The organism is Actinokineospora sp. UV203, from assembly GCF_056323665.1.
Genome location: NZ_CM150484.1, coordinates 6020208 through 6037575, shown reverse-complemented (window position 1 = coordinate 6037575; position 17368 = coordinate 6020208). Strand labels below are relative to the sequence as shown.

The 17368-nt window shown below is 70.2% G+C and carries 14 protein-coding genes and 1 pseudogene; 8 read left to right on the top strand and 7 right to left on the bottom strand.

Features of this window, described 5'->3' with window-relative positions; translation table 11 throughout:
* The 4 genes from ACUZ2Y_RS29025 to hemE form a co-directional block, all read right to left on the bottom strand.
* Complete coding sequence (locus ACUZ2Y_RS29025; protein WP_476324841.1) at positions 1-1248, bottom strand: CoA transferase; 1248 nt, start codon at positions 1246-1248, stop codon at positions 1-3.
* Between the two features lie 182 nt (positions 1249-1430).
* Positions 1431-2123: a hydrogen peroxide-dependent heme synthase gene (gene hemQ, locus ACUZ2Y_RS29020; protein ID WP_476324839.1), complete on the bottom strand. Its 693-nt coding sequence runs from the start codon at positions 2121-2123 to the stop codon at positions 1431-1433.
* Between the two features lie 12 nt (positions 2124-2135).
* Positions 2136-3656, bottom strand: coding sequence for a protoporphyrinogen oxidase (gene hemG / locus ACUZ2Y_RS29015; protein ID WP_476324837.1), 1521 nt, complete (start codon positions 3654-3656; stop codon positions 2136-2138).
* On the bottom strand, positions 3653-4747 hold the full coding sequence (gene hemE / locus ACUZ2Y_RS29010; RefSeq protein WP_476324835.1) for a uroporphyrinogen decarboxylase: 1095 nt from the start codon (positions 4745-4747) through the stop codon (positions 3653-3655). Before hemE ends, hemG begins: the two co-directional genes overlap by 4 nt.
* A gap of 149 nt (positions 4748-4896) precedes the next feature.
* On the opposite strand from hemE, the gene ACUZ2Y_RS29005 reads away from it, so the two are divergent.
* The 3 genes from ACUZ2Y_RS29005 (at position 4897) to ACUZ2Y_RS28995 (ending at position 6210) form a co-directional block, all read left to right on the top strand.
* Positions 4897-5460 carry a DUF3000 domain-containing protein gene (locus ACUZ2Y_RS29005; protein ID WP_476324833.1) on the top strand — a complete coding sequence of 188 codons (564 nt, stop codon included), beginning with the start codon at positions 4897-4899 and terminating at the stop codon, positions 5458-5460.
* Positions 5461-5487: 27 nt separating this feature from the next.
* Positions 5488-5799: a hypothetical protein gene (locus tag ACUZ2Y_RS29000; RefSeq protein WP_476324831.1), complete on the top strand. Its 312-nt coding sequence runs from the start codon at positions 5488-5490 to the stop codon at positions 5797-5799.
* Between the two features lie 72 nt (positions 5800-5871).
* Positions 5872-6210, top strand: coding sequence for a hypothetical protein (locus ACUZ2Y_RS28995; protein ID WP_476324830.1), 339 nt, complete (start codon positions 5872-5874; stop codon positions 6208-6210).
* Between the two features lie 78 nt (positions 6211-6288).
* Here ACUZ2Y_RS28995 and ACUZ2Y_RS28990 read toward each other — a convergent pair whose 3' ends face one another.
* Complete coding sequence (locus ACUZ2Y_RS28990) at positions 6289-8775, bottom strand: M14 family zinc carboxypeptidase (RefSeq protein WP_476324828.1); 2487 nt, start codon at positions 8773-8775, stop codon at positions 6289-6291.
* 196 nt (positions 8776-8971) lie between these two features.
* Positions 8972-10123, bottom strand: a complete 1152-nt coding sequence (locus ACUZ2Y_RS28985; protein ID WP_476324826.1) for a dipeptidase — start codon at positions 10121-10123, stop codon at positions 8972-8974.
* Positions 10124-10380: 257 nt separating this feature from the next.
* Between ACUZ2Y_RS28985 and ACUZ2Y_RS28980 the strand changes: the two are divergent.
* Together ACUZ2Y_RS28980 and ACUZ2Y_RS28975 are read left to right on the top strand one after the other, a co-directional pair.
* A pseudogene (locus tag ACUZ2Y_RS28980) lies at positions 10381-11097 on the top strand (response regulator).
* Positions 11098-11237: 140 nt separating this feature from the next.
* A complete protein-coding gene (locus tag ACUZ2Y_RS28975; protein WP_476332128.1) occupies positions 11238-12473 on the top strand; it encodes a ribonuclease D in 1236 nt (411 codons plus the stop codon).
* 36 nt (positions 12474-12509) lie between these two features.
* Here the strand turns inward: ACUZ2Y_RS28975 and ACUZ2Y_RS28970 are convergent, their stop codons facing one another.
* On the bottom strand, positions 12510-12956 hold the full coding sequence (locus ACUZ2Y_RS28970) for a nitroreductase family deazaflavin-dependent oxidoreductase (protein ID WP_476324824.1): 447 nt from the start codon (positions 12954-12956) through the stop codon (positions 12510-12512).
* A 153-nt stretch (positions 12957-13109) separates the two neighbouring features.
* On the opposite strand from ACUZ2Y_RS28970, the gene ACUZ2Y_RS28965 reads away from it, so the two are divergent.
* From ACUZ2Y_RS28965 to ACUZ2Y_RS28955, 3 genes are all read left to right on the top strand, one after another.
* Entirely contained in the window at positions 13110-13922 is an 813-nt protein-coding gene (locus ACUZ2Y_RS28965; protein WP_476324822.1) for a TetR/AcrR family transcriptional regulator, read from the top strand.
* Positions 13923-14022: 100 nt separating this feature from the next.
* Positions 14023-15252, top strand: a complete 1230-nt coding sequence (locus ACUZ2Y_RS28960; RefSeq protein ID WP_476324820.1) for a thiolase family protein — start codon at positions 14023-14025, stop codon at positions 15250-15252.
* A complete protein-coding gene (locus ACUZ2Y_RS28955; RefSeq protein WP_476324818.1) occupies positions 15252-17360 on the top strand; it encodes a 3-hydroxyacyl-CoA dehydrogenase NAD-binding domain-containing protein in 2109 nt (702 codons plus the stop codon). The genes ACUZ2Y_RS28960 and ACUZ2Y_RS28955 overlap by 1 nt, the downstream gene beginning before the upstream one ends.
* The last annotated feature ends 8 nt before the right edge of the window (positions 17361-17368 follow it).

The window sequence follows — 17368 nt, the reverse complement described above, 5'->3', positions numbered from 1 at the left end:
CTACCACCAGGATGCGGGGTCGCCGCCGGGTGTACGGGGTCCGTGACCGTACCCCGGGGGCGACCCCGGCATCGTGCCGGGAAATCGGACATGCCGGATGATCCCGAAGTCACTGTCCATTTCAGACAGATAGGGTTCGGTGAAACCGGTTTCCTCAACGGAGTCCACCCGACCGAGTTCGTCGAGCCACGACGCGGTGCGGGCCAAGGAAACCCGGACGTGCCAGGTACCGCCTTCGACTGACCGCCTTTTTAGGGCGTCGAGGACGCCGTAGGCCGCGAGCCAGCCGGTCCCGTGGTCAAGCGCTTGCGCGGGCAAGGAAACCAGCTTCCCGTCGGATTCCCTTGCGATGCCCGTGGCGAGCTGGACGAGGCTGTCGAAGCCGCGTCGGGTCCGCCACGGTCCACTGTGGCCATACGCGGACAGGCTGACCAGGACCACGCCCGGCGGCAGGTCTTTCGGACCGAACCCCTTGGCCGCGAAGGCGTCCGGGCGGAACGACTGCACCATGACGTCGGCGTCGGCGAGGAGTTCCCGCAGGGTCGCGCGGTGTTCGTCGGCGCGGAGGTCGAGGTGGCAGGTGCGTTTGCCGAAGCCGGTGTCGATCACCAAAGGGCGCACGGTCGGCAGGTGCGCGGCGCCGACATGCAGGACATCGGCGCCGTGGGCGGCGAGGGTGCGGCCGCAGACGGGGCCCGCGATGACGTGGGTCAGGTCGAGGACGCGGACACCGGCGAGGGGTCGGTCAGCGCGTGACAGCGGCCGGGCGGGCGCGTCGGCGATCCGCTCGACCGAGACCAACGGCTCAGCGGCGACGGCTTTGCCTTGCGGGTGCTCCCGCCACTCGTCGCGCCCACGCAGCATCGCGGCCGCCCCACCCGCGGCGAGCACCGCCTCCACCACGTCGTGGGCCCGCCTGCGCGCCACCTCGGCCGCGACGTCGTCCCCGAGGACCGCGCGGACGGCGGCTTCGTGGTGGGGGTAGTTGCAATGCAGCTTCACCCAGCCGTCGGCGGCCCGGTAATCGCCGGACAGCGGGGCCCAGGTGTCCCCGGGCGAACGACCGTCGACGAACACATGCCGCTCACTACGGAACGCAGCGGCCGCATGTCTGACGTCGACCGACACCGGACCAGGGTCGGTTCCCCGCTCCCGCAACAGTTCGGCCGCCGCTTCCGTCACCCGCTCCACACAGCGGGCGGCGGCATGGGCGACCCGAAACGGCCCGGGCAACACGCGCTCGGTCATGACCCTCCCGCTCCCGCAACCTCTGCCGCCTCGACACGAGTCAGGCACATCCCGGCACCCACTCGTGCGCGACCCGGAAATTGCCGGGCGAGACCTGCCCGGTCAGGGTCGTCCCGCATGCCCTGCCGGACAGGGCACGTTCGTTCATGTCTTGGCCGGCTGCCGCCTGGCAGGGCCGACGGTCAGGGCAGGTTCGCGACGAGTTCGGCTGGGGGCACGCGGGTGCCAGTGTAGAACGGGATTTCCTCACGCACGTGCAGGCGGGCCTCGGTGCCGCGCAGGTGGCGCATGAGGTCGACGATGCGGTGCAGTTCGTCGGCCTCGAAGGCGAGCATCCACTCGTAGTCGCCGAGGGCGAACGACGAGACGGTGTTGGCGCGCACGTCCGGGTAGTCGCGGGCTTCCTTGCCGTGGTCGGCAAGCATCTTGCGGCGGTCTTCCTCGGGCAGCAGATACCACTCGTAGGAGCGGACGAACGGGTACACGCAGATGTACTTGCGTGCTTCCTCGCCCGCGAGGAACGCGGGGATGTGGCTGCGGTTGAACTCCGCGGGGCGGTGCAGGGCGACCTGGCTCCAGACCGGGGTGGAGGCCTTGCCGAGGGCGGTGCGGCGGAAACCGGTGTACGCGGCCTGCACCTGCTCGACCTCTTCGGCGTGCCACCAGATCATGTAGTCGGCGTCGGCCCGCAACCCGGCGACGTCATAGACGCCGCGGACGACGACGCCCTTGCTTTCCAGGCTGTCGAGGTAGTCCGTCACCTCCGAGCCTGCGAGTCCGCGGTCGTCGGGGAGGCGACCGGGTTCGATGCGGAACACCGACCACATGGTGTAGCGGATGGTGTCGTTGAGCTCGGCGTAGTTCAGGCGGGCCATGGGTTCATCGTCTCATTCGCGGGTGAGCGTGTGCAGGTGGGCAGCGACACGTCGGGCCGCGGCCTCCCCGGTCCCGATGCACGCCGGGATCCCGACGCCGTGCAGCGCGGCTCCGGCCACCGCCAGGCCGGGGTGGGCGGCCACGGCCTCCTCGATGCGGGCGACCAGTGCGGTGTGGCCCACGCCGTACTGCGGGAGGCCACCGCCCCAGCGCGTGACCACGGCGTCGATGGGTGGGGCGGTGACGCCGGTGAGGTCGAACAGGTCGGCGCGAACCAGCCGGACCAACTCCTCGTCATCGGCGCGCAGAGCACCCGGGTCACCGAAGCGGCCCACGGAGCCGCGGACGACGACAGCGTCGAGGTGGGACCACTTGGTGGCGGAGTAGGTGAAGGCCTTGACCGCGAACGGAGCCCCGTCGGACCGCCGTTCCCTGGCGCCGACGAGGATGCCGGACGTGCCGGGCAGCTCGGCGCCGGAGGGCAGGGCCAACGCGACCACCCCGACCGACGCCACCTCGATCCGCGAGTACGCCACCGACGCAACGGGCACCACACGGTCCAGCAGCTTGCGCGCGGCGGGCGGGGACACGGCGACCACGACCGCGTCCACATCCAGCACCGACTCACGCGGCTCATGCCCTGGCGCGGCGGCGCCGAGGACCAGCCGCCACCCGTGCGGTCGCTTGGTCAGTTCACGGACCGGCACCCCGAGTCGAACGTCGACATCGCGCGCCAGCCGGTCGACCAGGGTGCCGAGGCCGGTGGCCAAGGTGCCAAAGACTGGAGCACTGCCCCCAGACGAGAGCGCCGCTCCAGAACCGCGTAGGCCGTTCCCCGAACCGGACGCCTGCTCTGAACCGAGAGCACTGCTCTCTGAAGAGAGCACCTGATCCGAAACCGGAGCACTGCTCGCCGGGGTGAGCACTGTTCTGGCGGCCGCCGTCAGTGAGGTCGCGCCCGCGTCGAGGGCGGCGGCGATCTGCGGCATCGTCGCGCGCAGGCCGAGGTTGTCGATGCTTCCCGCGTACACCCCACCCAGCAGCGGGTCGATGAGCCGGTCCGGCAGTTCGTCGCCATACCGGGAGCGCAACAGGGCGCCCAACCCGATGTCCGAACCCTCCAGTCGGATCGGAGCCAGCGTCCGCTCCGCGGCCACCCGGTCGCGGCCCTCATCCGACAGCACCTCCGCCACCGCGGCGGCGTCGGCGGGGATGCCCAGCATCGTCCCGCCCGGGATCATCCGGGTCACCCCGCCCGCCCGCACCGTCGACCGGGCACCGCTGGGATGGGTGACCTCCAACCCCAGCTCAGCGATCAGCGCGGTCGCTTCGGGACGCCGGGCCAGGAAGGCCTCCGCACCCACGTCGTAGCGGATGCCGGCGAAGTCGATGGTGCGCAGCTTGCCGCCGAGGCGGTCGGACTGTTCGATGACCGTGATCACCGCGTCCGGTCCCAGCAGGACCCGCAGCCGGTGCGCGGCGGCCAGGCCGGCGATGCCGCCGCCGATCACCGCCACCCGCACGGCGCTCACCGGGTGGAGCCGTGCACCAGGTCGACAACCTTGGTCAGCACATCCGGGTCGGTCTCCGGCAGCACCCCGTGCCCCAGGTTGAACACATGCCCCTGCGCCGCCCGGCCCTCCGAGATGATCCGGGCGACCTCGCGCCGGACGACCTCGTCGCCGGCGAACAGAGCTGCCGGGTCGAGGTTGCCCTGCACGACCGGGCCGGACTCGAAGCCCGGCACGGCGGCGAGCCGCGAGACCGCCGTGTCCAGCGGCGTGCGCCAGTCGACGCCGACCACGTCGGCGCCCGCCTCGCGCATGGCGCCGAGGAGGTGGCCGGTGCCGACACCGAAATGGATGCGGGGCACGCCCGCGTCGGCGAGGCCCGCCAGCACCTTCGACGAGTGCGGCAGGACGAACTCGCGGTAGTCCTTGAGCGACAGCGCTCCCGCCCACGAGTCGAACAGCTGCACCGCGTCGACGCCTGCGGCGAGTTGCGCGCGCAGGAACGTCAGGGCGATGTCGGCCAGCCGGTCGAGCAGCGCGTGCCACGTCGTCGGGTCGGCGTACATCAGCGCCTTGGTGCGCTCGTGGTTGCGGCTCGGGCCGCCCTCCACCAGGTACGACGCCAGGGTGAACGGCGCCCCGGCGAACCCGATCAGCGCGGTGTCGCCCAGCGCGGACGTCAGCAGCCGCACGGCCTCGGCGACCGGCTCGACCTGCTCGGCGTCGAGCGTCGGCAGCGCCGCGACGGCCTCGGCGGAGCGGATGGGCGAGGCCACGACCGGGCCGGTGCCCGCGACGATGTCCAGGTCGACCCCGGCGGCGACCAGGGGCACCACGATGTCGCTGAACAGGATCGCCGCGTCGACCCCGTGCCTGCGCACGGGCTGCATGGTGATCTCGCAGACCAGGTCCGGGTCGAAGCAGGCGGCCAGCATCTTGGTGCCCGCCCGCAGCGCGCGGTACTCGGGCAGCGAACGGCCCGCCTGGCGCATGAACCAGACCGGGACCCGTGCGGGCCGCCCACCTCGGGCGGCCACCAGGAACGGCGACTCGGGCAGGCTTCGACGGGCGGACTTCGCCGGGGACTGCACGGCGGTGTTGATGTCAGTCATCGCCCCGCCATGGTCCCACGACGCGGACTCGCGTCGGTCGAGCGGGAGGCGAATCGGCCAATGTCACACTCACTGTGGCGCAATCAGGCTTCAAATACTCGGCGCGCCGTTCCAACTCACTGACTCGGGTGGTCTTACAGTTACCAGTCGTGACCGGAACGTCGACAGCGCCTGAACTCTTCCGGCAGGCCGTCGAGGCGCTGAAGTCGCTGCGACCTCGACCGGAGCTGCAGCTCGCCGAGGTCCGCCCGCCGCAACGGCTGGCGCCCTGGGCGTTCGCGATCAGCGCCGAGGCGGTGGGCCCCGCGGAAGTCCAGGCGACCGGCCGACTGATCCTCCTGCACGACCCGGAGGGCCAAGAGGCGTGGGAGGGCGTGCTGCGCGTGGTCGCCTACGTCCGCGCCGAGCTCGATGCCGAACTGGCCGACGACCCGCTGCTGCCGAGCGTCGGCTGGTCCTGGCTGACCGACGCGCTGGCCGCCTCGGGCGCGGAGTTCACCGCGCTGGGCGGCACCGTCACCGACACCTCCTCGGCCCGCTTCGGCGACATCGCGGGTCCGGCCCGGGTCGATGACCTCGAACTTCGCGCGTCCTGGACCCCGCGAACCGGTGCACTGCGCGCGCACGGCGAGGCGTTCTGCGACCTCATGGCCAGCGTCGTGGGACTCCCACCGGTCGGTGTCGCCCTGTTCGGGCAGCGCACCGGAGACTGATCAACCAACCCTCTAGAGTCGCCTGACATGCGAATGACTTGCATCATCTTGGCGATCCTGGCCTACTTCGGCGCCATGGCGGGCGTGATCACCACAGCCGTCCTCGGCGGGGAGAACAGCACCAAGCCGGTGGAGATCGCCGCGGCCATCGCCGTGTCCCTCGCCTGCGCCTTCATGACGATGGGAGCCGCACTCGGCGCGATCGCCTTCCGCACCAGCGGCTCGGAGCCGCGGACCCAGCCGGGCATGCCCCAGCAGTACCCCGGCCAGGCGCCGCAGTCCGGCCCGCTGCCCCAGCAGCACCCCGGTCCGCCGCAGCAGTGGCCCGGCCACGCCTGATCGCGCGACACAGCACTGCGGGGTTCGCTGTTCGACCGAGCGCCGACCCAGGCGGGTCATAAGATCGCCGCCATGCGTATCGCCTGCCTGATCGTCGAGGCACTCAGTGCCGCGGGTACCGCAATCAGCCTCATCCTCGCCGGTGTGATGACCGGCGATCACAGCGCGACGGTCGAGCGGATGGCGACCGCCATCAGCACGGCTGTTGCCTGCTCGCTGCTCGCTATCGCGGCCATGATCGGCGTGCACGCGTTCCAGCGTTCGGCCAACGGGCAACCGGCGACGGCGGCCCATCTGCAGGCCCCAGGTCAGCAGCATGGCCCAAGTCAGCAGCAGTTCCCCGGTTCACCGCAGTTCGGTGGTCCCGCCCAGCAGCAGCCGCAGCAGCCCTGGCAGGGCCAAGCCCACTGACCATTCACGATCAACTGCGGAGACAAGACAAACGACGGCGGCCGATGCGTGAAGCATCGGCCGCCGTCGTTCATCCGACTAGTTCTTGCGTGCCTTCGTCTCGAGCGCCGAGCGGGTGCAGACGTCGCCGACGTCCACGGTCTGGCCGCGGTCGGCGTAGACCTCCGCCAGGCCCACGAGCCTGCCGCGCTGGTCGCTGCACGTCAGCGTGTAGGGCTCCTTCGGGCCGTACGTGGTCGGCAGCGGCGAGAAGAAGTTGACGTTCATGTTCGACCAGTCGTCCGGCGTCGCCGGGTCGCCCTGCTCGTAGTTGACCATCACCGCGGTGTAGTCGCCCGCGGGCGGGTCGAAGAGCACCGCCTTCTCGGACCGCGTGCCACCGCTGGCAGACGAGCTGACGATGTTGCCCGCCGAGTCGAAGATGTAGAGGTCCCAGTCGGTGTCGGCGGTGCCCCACTCGACGGTGACCTCCATCTTCCCGTTGTCCACCGCGGGCGGGCCGTCGATGCGGAACGGGATGCTCTCACCGGTCATGTCGGACGGGAAGTTGGTGTTCTCCGCGGGGATGCCCGCGGGGTTCGCCAACGCGATCGGGGCCTGGGCGGGCCCCTGCGGGTCGCGGCCGTAGCGGCCCGCGACGTAGGGCCGGGTCGACGGGTTGACCGCCCAGGTGAATCGGCCGCCCGTGCTGAGCAGGTCGGACTTGATCACGTCGGCCACCTGGATGGGCTCCTTGACCGAACCGTCCGGCTGCACGACCGGCGAGGTCGGCGTCTGGAACGCCTTGCGCACCTGCAGCTGGTAGCCCGTCGGCGCCGAACCGGTCAGCGTCGCGTGGGTGGTCGAGTCGGCGGCGTTGGCCAGCATGTCGATGAACGCCTGGCGGTTGCCGCCCTTGCCCGCGCCCGCGGCCGGTGAGAGGCCCGCGTACTCGGCGACGACGCCGTCGGCGAACGGCCCGTGGAACTCGTTCGGGCCGACCTCGAAGGTGAAGCCCCAGCCGCCGGTCGCGAAGTACGACCAGTCCTCGGTGGAGCCGGTGGTGTCATAGAGCGCCCACGACGGCTGGCTGGTGTAACCGTTGCGCGAGGCCATCTTGTCGCCGAGCGCCTTGTAGGCGGGCTCGTCGAGCGGCGGCCGCACGTCGGCCACGCCGGGCACCCGCAGCACCAGGTTGGAGTAGGTGTGCAGGGTGATCAGGTTGGTCACCTGGCGGTTGGAGACGATCGAGCGGACGTTGCGGGTCTCCGGCTCCGAGAACGGGCCCGAGCCGCGGAAGGTGTCGCTGCTCCACGCCGTCGACGCGCCCGCGCCGCCCCAGAAGCCCGCGTAGTTGCGGTTGGGGTCGGTGCCGCGCAGGCGGCCCGCCGGGTTCGCCTTGCAGACGCCGGTGCGGAACGCCTCCGGGGAGTCGTTGACGTTGCAGTTCTTGCGCTTCATCTCGTAGTCGAAGCGGCTGAAGTCGCCCTTGGGCTCCGCTTCACGGGAGATGTTGAAGCCGTCGGGGTTGACGATCGGCACCACGATGTTGCGGGTCTTGTCGACCAGCGTGCGCAGCTCACCGCCCGCCTTGTAGCCCTTGGCCAGCTCGATCGCCCACTCCATGGCGTGTTCGCCCGCGGGCCACTCACGCGCGTGGTGGATGCCCATCGTGAAGTTGACAGCCTTGCCGTCGCGGATGTTCTCCACGTTCGAGGCGATCTCGACACCGACGACGTCGCGGCCCTCCCAGGTGGGCTCGGGCAGCGTGAAGGCCTTGACCAGCCCCGGGTTCTTGCGGGCCAGCTCCTTCATATCGAAGTCGTACTCGTAGTGGCGCCGGTAGGACGTCCGCCCCGACGGCAGCACCGAGCCCGCGACCTTGGCCGCGTACTCCTTGTCGGTCTTGGCGTTGGCGATCGAGCGCGCGGTCAGGTCGCCCTGCACGACGGTCGACTTCATGCCGCTGGAGCGCAGGGTCTCCCGGTCGGCGTCGTTGGCGAGGACGACCTCGACGCCGGTGGCGTCGGCCTTCTCGGTGACGTCGAGGCCGAGCGCGAAGAGCCGGTCCTTCTGCTGCTTGTTCGGGGTCTCGACGCGCACGATCTCGGCGCGCTGGACGGCCTGGGTGGCGCCCCCCTGCGCGTTGAGCGCGAGGAAGTCGACGCCGAGGGCGACGTGGCGCGAGGTGCCCGCGTAGCGGCAGGCCTGCACGATCAGCTGCTGCCCCTTGGCCACGAAGCTCTCAGCCAGCTCGGAGCTGCGCAGCGCGGCCGAGGCGGACACGACCGCGCCGGTCGCCTTGTCGAACACGGCGACATCCCAGTCGCCGCTGCCGGTGCCGTGCGGCTTGAGCCGCGCCTGGACGAGGCCGTCGACCGTCGAGGTCACCTCGCGTCGGTCCGCGCCCCTGGTGCCCGAAGGCAGGGGCTTCTCGAAGCAGGACCGCGCGACGGCGAAGTCGCTGCGCAGGACGTTGTCCTCCGCGCTCGCCGTCGTCGAGGTCAGGCCGATGACCACCGCCCCGCTGAGTCCTACCGCGGCGACCACCCGCCACGTCGGTACACGTCTGGCTGAAGAGCTCACGCCCGTCTCCTCCCAAGATCCGCCGTCACCCGCAAACGTGGCGGCAGCGTGACGCTAACCACGTCATCAACAGAATTGACGGTTTACCAGTTGCCAGATCGACTTGAGGGGACGTCTGGTGGAGTCGGTACGTCCAGAGGGCCCACGACGGAGCCGATACCGCCACGAAGACGAAGAAGTTTTTACCTTTTGCCAGTTATTCGCGTCCGGCCGCCACCCGTTCGGCCCAACGCAAGGCGCGCAGGACGTTACGCCCAGCAACCTTCGCGCAGTCGTCCTCACTCCACCCGGCGTCCAGCAATGCGGCGAACAGCTCCGGATACGTACCGACGTTCTCCAGGCCCGCCGGGAATTCCGGGCAGCCGTCGTAGTCGCCACCGACGCCGATGTGGTCGACGCCGGCAACGTCCCTTGCGTGCTCGAAATGGGCCACGACCTCGGCCAATGTGGCTTGCGGCTGGTCGTTGCGGCCATCCCAGGTCTCGCAGAACCGCTCCCGGGCGGCCAGGTCGGCGTGCTTCTCCCCCGCCTGCTCCATGGCCGCCGCCAGCCGGTCGTCCCACTCGGCGATGGCCGGGGAAATGAACCGCGGAACGAAAGTCACCATCAGCACGCCACCGTTGTCGGGGAGACGTTTCAGCACGTCATCCGGCACATTCCGGGGATGGTCGGTGATTGTCCGGCAGGACGAGTGGCTGAAGATGACCGGCGCCGTGCTCACGTCGAGGGCGTCGCGCATCGTCGTCGCGGCGACATGGGAGAGGTCGACGAGCATGCCGAGCCGGTTCATCTCGGCGACGACCTCGCGACCGAAGTCCGACAGGCCCCCGACCTGCGGTTCGTCGGTGGCGGAGTCCGCCCACGGGGTGTTGTCGTTGTGCGTCAGGGTCATATAGCGGACCCCTAGCCGGTGCAACGCGCGCAGGGCACCGAGGGATTCCGCGATGCAATGGCCGCCCTCAGCACCCAGCAGCGAGGCGATCCGACCGTCCGCGAAGGCGGATTCGGCCTGGTCAGCGGTGTAGGCGAGGCGCAGATCGGCGGGGAAGCGGGCGGCCAGGCCGTGCACGATCTCGATCTGTTCGAGCACGGCGGTGACGGCGGAGTGGCCGGTCAGCTGACAGGGCACGTAGACCGACCAGAACTGGGCGCCAACGCCGCCGCGACGCAGTTTGACCAGGTCAGTGTGCAGATCGGGCTGTTCGACGGAGAGGTCGGTTCCCGCTACCGCGGCGCGCGGGTCGGGCCCCCATTTCTCCCGGAGCGCCCACGGGAGATCATTGTGTCCATCGACCATCGGCGTACTGGCGAGAAGCCGCCGTGCGCGGTCGGATCCAGGGCTCATCATTACCCCTGACCTCGTTCAATCGTGTGACCGTGTACATCCGTTACGTCACCATTCGGTGAGTCACCCAATCGTGGGACATTCACGTCCCTCAGTCACAACCCGATCGGATACTTACCCGATTGATCGTCCCGCTAACCCGCTTGGGCGGCTAGGCTGCCTTCGTCGACACCACTTTCGGTCCAACGGCGGCGCGGCCGTTTGGTCGAAAGTCCCAGTGCCGGTCGGGGGGCAACGACCGACTCCAGGGAGGTAGTGACGTGGCTGCCGTCGGCTTAGGTCAGGCCGTTCGAACCACGCCAGCCGGCTCATTGCCGGCCAACATGGTCCCGCACCCGCGGGAAGAGTTGTTCTCAGTGCTGGTGGTTGACGACCACCCGCTGTTGAGGGAGGCGATAGCCGCCCGGCTCACGCAGATGGGCGCGGGAACAGTGCACGAGGCCGCCACGGTGGCCGAGGCAAGAGCGCGAGCACAGGCCACTGGCCCGTGCGATCTCGCGATTCTGGACCTCGGGCTGCCTGACGGTAGCGGGATCGAGCTCGTCACGGAGCTCCGCAGCCACGGTTAGCCGCGGATCGTCGTGCTGGCTTCTTCCGACGACCCGTACGCGGTGCGGTCGGCCTTCCAAGCAGGCGCTCAGGCGTACCTGCTGAAGTCCGCTTCGCCGGTCGTGGTGACCGACGGGGTTCGACGGGTGCTCGAAGGCGGCGTCTACGCCGACCCGAGTGTCGCGCCGGTCCTCGCCACGGGAACCAGGGTCCCGGGCACCGACAACACCCCGCGTGAGCTTTCGGCTCGCGAGGTGGAGGTGCTCCAGCTCGTCGCTGACGGGCAGTCCAACAAGGAGATCGGCGAGGCGCTGAACCTTTCGGCGCTCACGGTGAAGTCTCACCTCTCGCGGATCGGCCGGAAGTTGGGCACGGGCGACCGCGCCCAGATGGTGGCTCTCGCCATGCGGGCGGGCGTCATCCGCTAGACAACAGCGGTCGTGTGGCTGGGCTGGGCATGGCCCAGCCACACGACTGCTGCTGATCTAGCGCGATCTTGCTCCGTCGTGCCGTAGGGTCATTCGCCGTGACTACCCCCGGACCAGGACCCAGCTCAGGCGCGGCAGCCATCGACCCCGCTGCTCCGGCTCCGGTGCTGCTCACCGAACCCCGAGAAGGCACCCCCGACGTCGTCGCCGACCCCGACGCCCTGCGTCGCGCGGCCGAGCGCATAGCCGCCGGATCCGGCCCCATCGCCGTCGACACCGAGCGAGCGTCGGGCTACCGCTACTCCCAACGCGCCTATCTCGTGCAGATCCGCCGAGAGGGTTCCGGCACGTGCCTCGTCGACCCGGTCGCGATCAACGACGAGATCGATCCCCTGATCGACGCGCTCGACGCGGACGAGTGGGTGCTGCACGCCGCCTCCCAGGACCTGCCGTGTCTGGCGGAGCTGGGCCTGCGGCCGCGCAAGCTGTTCGACACCGAGCTCGCGGGCAGGCTCGCCGGGTTCGACCGGGTCGCCCTGGGCACCCTGGTCGAGCTGCTGCTGGGCTACCACCTGGAGAAGGGCCACGGCGCCGCCGACTGGTCACGCAGGCCGCTGCCGCTGGACTGGCTGAACTACGCCGCCCTCGACGTCGAGCTCCTCGTGCCGCTGCGCGACGCGCTCGAGGAGGAGCTGCGCAACCAGGGCAAGCTGGAGTGGGCCCTGGAGGAGTTCGAGGCGCTGCGCACCGCCGGGCCACCGGCGCCCCGCAAAGAGCCCTGGCGGCGCACGTCGGGCATCCACAGCGTCCGGACGGCCCGCGGCCTCGCGGGCATCCGCGCGCTGTGGGAGGCGCGGGACACGATGGCCCGCGACCGCGACATCGCGCCGGGCCGGGTACTCCCGGACAGCGCGATCATCCAGGCGGCGTCGGTCAACCCGGCCGACGAGCAGGCGCTGCTGCAGCTGCCGGTGTTCAAGGGCCGCGCCCAGCGGCGGCTGGTGGGCACCTGGATGCGCGCGCTGCGGGCGGCGGCCGAACTGCCCAAGTCGGAACTGCCGGACCCGTCGCCGCCCAACGATGGGCCGCCGCCTGCGAACCGGTGGGCGGACAAGTTCCCGGAGGCGGCGGCCCGGCTTTCGGCCGCCCGCACGGCGCTGACGGCGATCGCCGAGGCCAACCGGCTGCCGATGGAGAACCTGCTGCAGCCGGACCTGGTGCGGCGCACGTGCTGGCAGCCGCCGGCGGAGACGGACCTGGACACGGTGTCGGAGACGCTGCGCACGGGCGGGGCCCGCGAGTGGCAGATCGGGCTGACCGCTGAGGCGCTCGCGGTCGCCTTGCGGGCGAAGCCCGCCACTGCCAGCACCGACTGAGGTCTGACCGGGGCGTAGATGGATGCCCGGCGCCGGTCAGCCCAGGACGACCTTGAATGCCGGGTGGTCGGGGGCGATGCGGCGGAGGTCGGCTTGCGGGGACTTGTCGTCGACGCCGTCGAAGAACATGCCTACCTCGAACTTCCAGCGCCTGAGGTAGGCGCGCAGCAGATCGGGTTTGGCGTCGTCGGGGACCTCGGTCGCGGTGAACCGCTGGACGCGGCGGCCGAGGCGTAGTTCGCCCTCGCCCGCGGCGCGCAGGTTGCGGACCCACTGGGTGTGGCCGCGGGGCGCGACCAGGTAGTGCGTTCCGTCGACCACGAGCAGGTTGACCGGGGTCGAGCGCATCTCCCCCGACTTTCGGCCGCGCACCGACAGCACGCGCGAGCCCCAGACGTTGACGCCGCGCCGCACCAGGAACGCGACGATGCGGTTGAAGACGCTCTTGGTGAACACGCCCGGGCGCTGGTAGCGAGCCGACATGATCTTCCTCCCCTGACTGCGAGAGCAGTGCTCTCGTTTGTGAGCAGTGCTCTCTGTGGTGAGCAGTGAACACGAGAGCACTGCTCACAGTCAAGAGCAGTGCTCACAATGGAGAGCACTGCTCACAAACGAGAGCAGTGCTACATTTTGGCGATGAGCGCAGGCAGAACCGCACGTGACCGGGCCCGGGCCGAGGTCGCACAGGAGATCAAGGACGAAGCGCGCAAGCAGCTTGTCACCGACGGAGGGCATGGCCTCTCGCTGCGGGCTGTCGCGCGCAGCCTCGGCCTGGCGTCCTCCGCGCTCTACCGCTACTTCCCCAGCCGCGACGACCTGCTCACCGCCCTGATCATCGACGCGTACGACGCGATGGGGGCGGCGGCGGAACACGCCGACAGCGAAATCCGCAAGGGCCGGGGCAAGAACGCAACCGTTCGCGCCGCAGCCCACGAAGCGGGCAACACCGACTCAAGCCGCGGAGCCGGCAGCGCAGGCTCCAGCCCCGAAGCGAACGAGGGCGGCGGCCGCTCCACCGCCGCGGGCGCCGCCGAAGCCGAGCCGCGCGAGCGCTGGCTCGCCGTGTGCCGGGCCGTGCGTGCCTGGGCCATCACCCACCGGCACGAGTACGCGCTGATCTATGGCTCCCCTGTTCCCGGCTACCAGGCCCCCAAAGACACCGTCGCCCCCGCGGCCCGGGTCCCGCTCCTGCTCACCGCGATCGCGACAGCCGGGAAGGTCGACGACAGCGGCGTCGGCCACGGCCTGCGCAGCCAGCTGAGTTCGGTCATCGGCATGAACGCGATCGACTTGCCGCCCGGCGCGCTGGCGCGGGTAATGGTGGCGTGGACACAGCTGTTCGGCGTGATCAGCTTCGAGTTGTTCGGCCAGCTCGTCGGCTCGGCGGACCCGGCGGACGACTTCTTCGACTTCTCGGCGTCGGCCATGGCGGACTTCGTCGGCCTGTGACCCACTCCATAGCCGCGTCAACATGTTACCCACTGGTAACCGGGGCTAGAGTAGCCCTTGTTACCAGTCGGTAGCCCATATTCGACTAAGGAGCACCCCCGTGGCCGCACCCGCTGCATCCGCAGCCGCGCGCGCCGTTCGGAACGTGGTCTTCGTCGACGGTGTACGCACGCCGTTCGGCAAGGCCGGCCCGAAGGGCATCTACGCGGAGACCCGCGCCGACGATCTCGTCGTGAAGGTCATCCGTGAACTGCTGCGCAGGCACCCAGAACTGCCCCCGGAGCGGGTGGACGAGGTCGCGATCGCGGCGACCACGCAGATCGGCGACCAGGGCCTGACCATCGGCCGCACCGCCGCGCTGCTCGCGGGCCTGCCCAAGTCGGTTCCGGGCTACGCCATCGACCGCATGTGCGCGGGCGCGATGACCGCCGTGACCACCAGCGCCAGCGGCATCGCCTTCGGCGCCTACGACGTGGTGATCGCGGGCGGTGTCGAGCACATGGGCCGCCACCCGATGGGTGAGGGCGTCGACCCGAACCCGCGCATCGTCGCCGACAAGATCGTCGACCCGACCGCGCTGGTCATGGGCCAGACCGCGGAGAACGTGCACGACCGCTACCCGGCGATCACCAAGCAGCGCTGCGACGAGTTCGCCGCGCGCAGCCAGGAGAAGTACGCCGACGCGGTCAAGGCGGGCAAGATCGGCCCCGAGTTGGTCCCCGTCGCGACCAAGAGCGCCACCCTGGGCTGGGGCCTGGCCACCGAGGACGAGCCGCCGCGCCCGGGCACCACGCTCGAGCAGCTTGCCGCTCTCAAGACGCCGTTCCGTCCGCACGGCCGCGTCACCGCGGGCAACGCGGCGGGCCTCAACGACGGCGCCACCGGCTGCATCCTCGCCGAGGAGGAGACCGCCAAGGGTCTGGGTCTGCCCGTCGGCATGCGCCTGGTGGGCTACTCGTTCGTCGGCGTCGAGCCCGAGGTCATGGGCGTCGGACCCGTTCCGGCCACGGAGCGGGCGCTCCAGCGCGCCGGTCTGTCCATTGAGGACATCGGCCTGTTCGAGCTGAACGAGGCGTTCGCGGTGCAGGTGCTCGCGTTCCTCGACCACTTCGGCATCGACCAAGACGACCCGCGGGTCAACAAGTGGGGCGGCGCCATCGCGTGCGGCCACCCGCTCGCGTCCTCCGGCGTGCGGCTGATGACCCAGCTCTCGCGCCAGTTCGCCGAGCACCCCGAGGTGCGCTACGGCATCAACTCGATGTGCATCGGTATCGGCATGGGCGGCACCGTCATCTGGGAGAACCCGCACTGGAACGGTGGTGGCAACTGATGCTGACTCAGGAACAGGCCGTCGAGGCCTTCCCCGACGAGGTCGTCACCCACGCGGTGACCCGCCTGATCAAGGTTCCCGGCGTCGACAAGCCGGTCGCCTTCATCACCATCGACAACGGCCACGACCACACCCGGCCCTCGACGTTCGGCCCGCAGAGCCTGGTGTCGCTGAACGCCGCGTTCGACGTCGCCGTCGCCGCGGAGCCCGCCGCGATCGCGGTCACCGGCAAGCCGTTCATCTTCGCCGTGGGCGCGGACCTGTCCGGTGTGGAGCAGATCGCCGAGCGTCAGCGTGCGCTCGACATCGCGCAGACCGGGCACGACGTGTTCCGCCGGTTCACCGAGTCCGAGATCCCGACCTTCGCCTTCGTCAACGGCGCGGTCATGGGCGGCGGCCTGGAGTTGGCGCTGTCGTGCCACTACCGGACCCTGTCCTCGGGTGCGGCGGCCATCGCGCTGCCCGAGGTTTTCCTCGGTCTGTTCCCGGGCTGGGGCGGCACGCAGCTGCTGCCGAACCTGATCGGCCCGGACGCGGCCGTGACGGTGATCTTCGAGAACGCGCTGTCGCAGAACCGCATGCTCAAGCCGAAGCAGGCACTCGAGCTGGGCATCACCGACGCCCTGCTCGACTCGGCTGACTTCCTCGAGCAGTCGCTGCTGTGGCTGTCGAAGGTCCTCAACGGCGAGATCACCCCGACCCGCCGCGAGATCGACCGCGGCGCCGAGTGGGACGCGGCCGTGGAGCGCGCGAAGACGATCGTCCACGGCAAGACCAAGGGTGCGTCCCCGGGCGCGAACAAGGCGATCGAGCTGCTGGAGCTGGCCCGCGAGAACGACCTCGACCGCGGCTACGCGGCCGAGACCGAGGCGCTGGCCGACGTGCTCATGACGGACACGCTCCGCACGGGTCTGTACTCGTTCAACCTGGTCCAGAAGCGGGCCAAGAAGCCCGCGGGCGCTCCGGACAAGTCGCTCGCGCGTCCGGTCACCAAGGTAGGCATCGTCGGCGCGGGCCTCATGGCCAGCCAGATGGCGCTGCTGTTCGCCCGCCAGCTCAAGGTGCCGGTCGTGCTGACCGACATCGACCAGGCGCGGGTCGACAAGGGCGTGGGCTACGTCCACACCGAGATCGACAAGCTGGCCGCGAAGGGCCGGGTCTCCCCGGACGGCGCGAACCGGCTCAAGGCGCTGGTGTCCGGTTCGCTGGACAAGGCCGCGTTCTCCGACGCCGACTTCGTCATCGAGGCCGTCTTCGAGGAACTGGGCGTCAAGCAGACGGTGTTCGCCGAGGTCGAGGAGCACGTCAGCGCGGAGTGCGTGCTGGCGACGAACACCTCGTCGCTGTCGATCACCGACATGGCGTCGAAGCTGAAGCACCCGGAGCGGGTCGTCGGCTTCCACTTCTTCAACCCGGTCGCGGTCATGCCGCTGCTGGAGATCGTCCGCGCCGACCGCACCGACGACGCCACGCTGGCGACGGCGTTCGCGGTGGGCAAGGCGCTGCGGAAGTCCTCGGTGCTGGTCAAGGACGCCCCGGCGTTCGTGGTCAACCGGCTGCTGACCCGCTTCATGGGCGAGGTGGTCCAGTCGATCGACGAGGGCACCCCGTTCGAGGTCGCGGACAACGCGCTGGAGCCGCTGGGCCTGCCGATGAGCCCGCTGGTGCTGCTGCAGCTCGTCGGCGCCCCGGTGGCGCTGCACGTGGCCGAGACGATGAACCGCGCGTTCCCGGACCGCTTCGGCGTCTCGGACAACATGAAGAAGTTCGTCGCGGCGGGCAAGAACGCGGTGTGGACCTGGGACGCCTCCGGCAAGCCCAGTGTCGACCCCGAGGTCCAGGCCCTGTGGGAGTTCGGCGACGCGCCGCTGACCACCGACCAGGTCCGCGCGCGGGCGCTGGAGGGCTTGGCCGAGGAGATCCGCATCATGCTCGACGAGGGTGTGGTCGCGGAGGCGCAGGACATCGACCTGTGCATGATCCTCGGCGGCGGCTGGCCGTTCTGGCTGGGCGGCATCACGCCGTTCCTGGACCGTGAGGGCATCTCGGAAAAGGTGAACGGCAAGCCGTTCCTGGCTCCGGGCGTGGCTTCGGTCCCGACGGCCTGACCCACTGC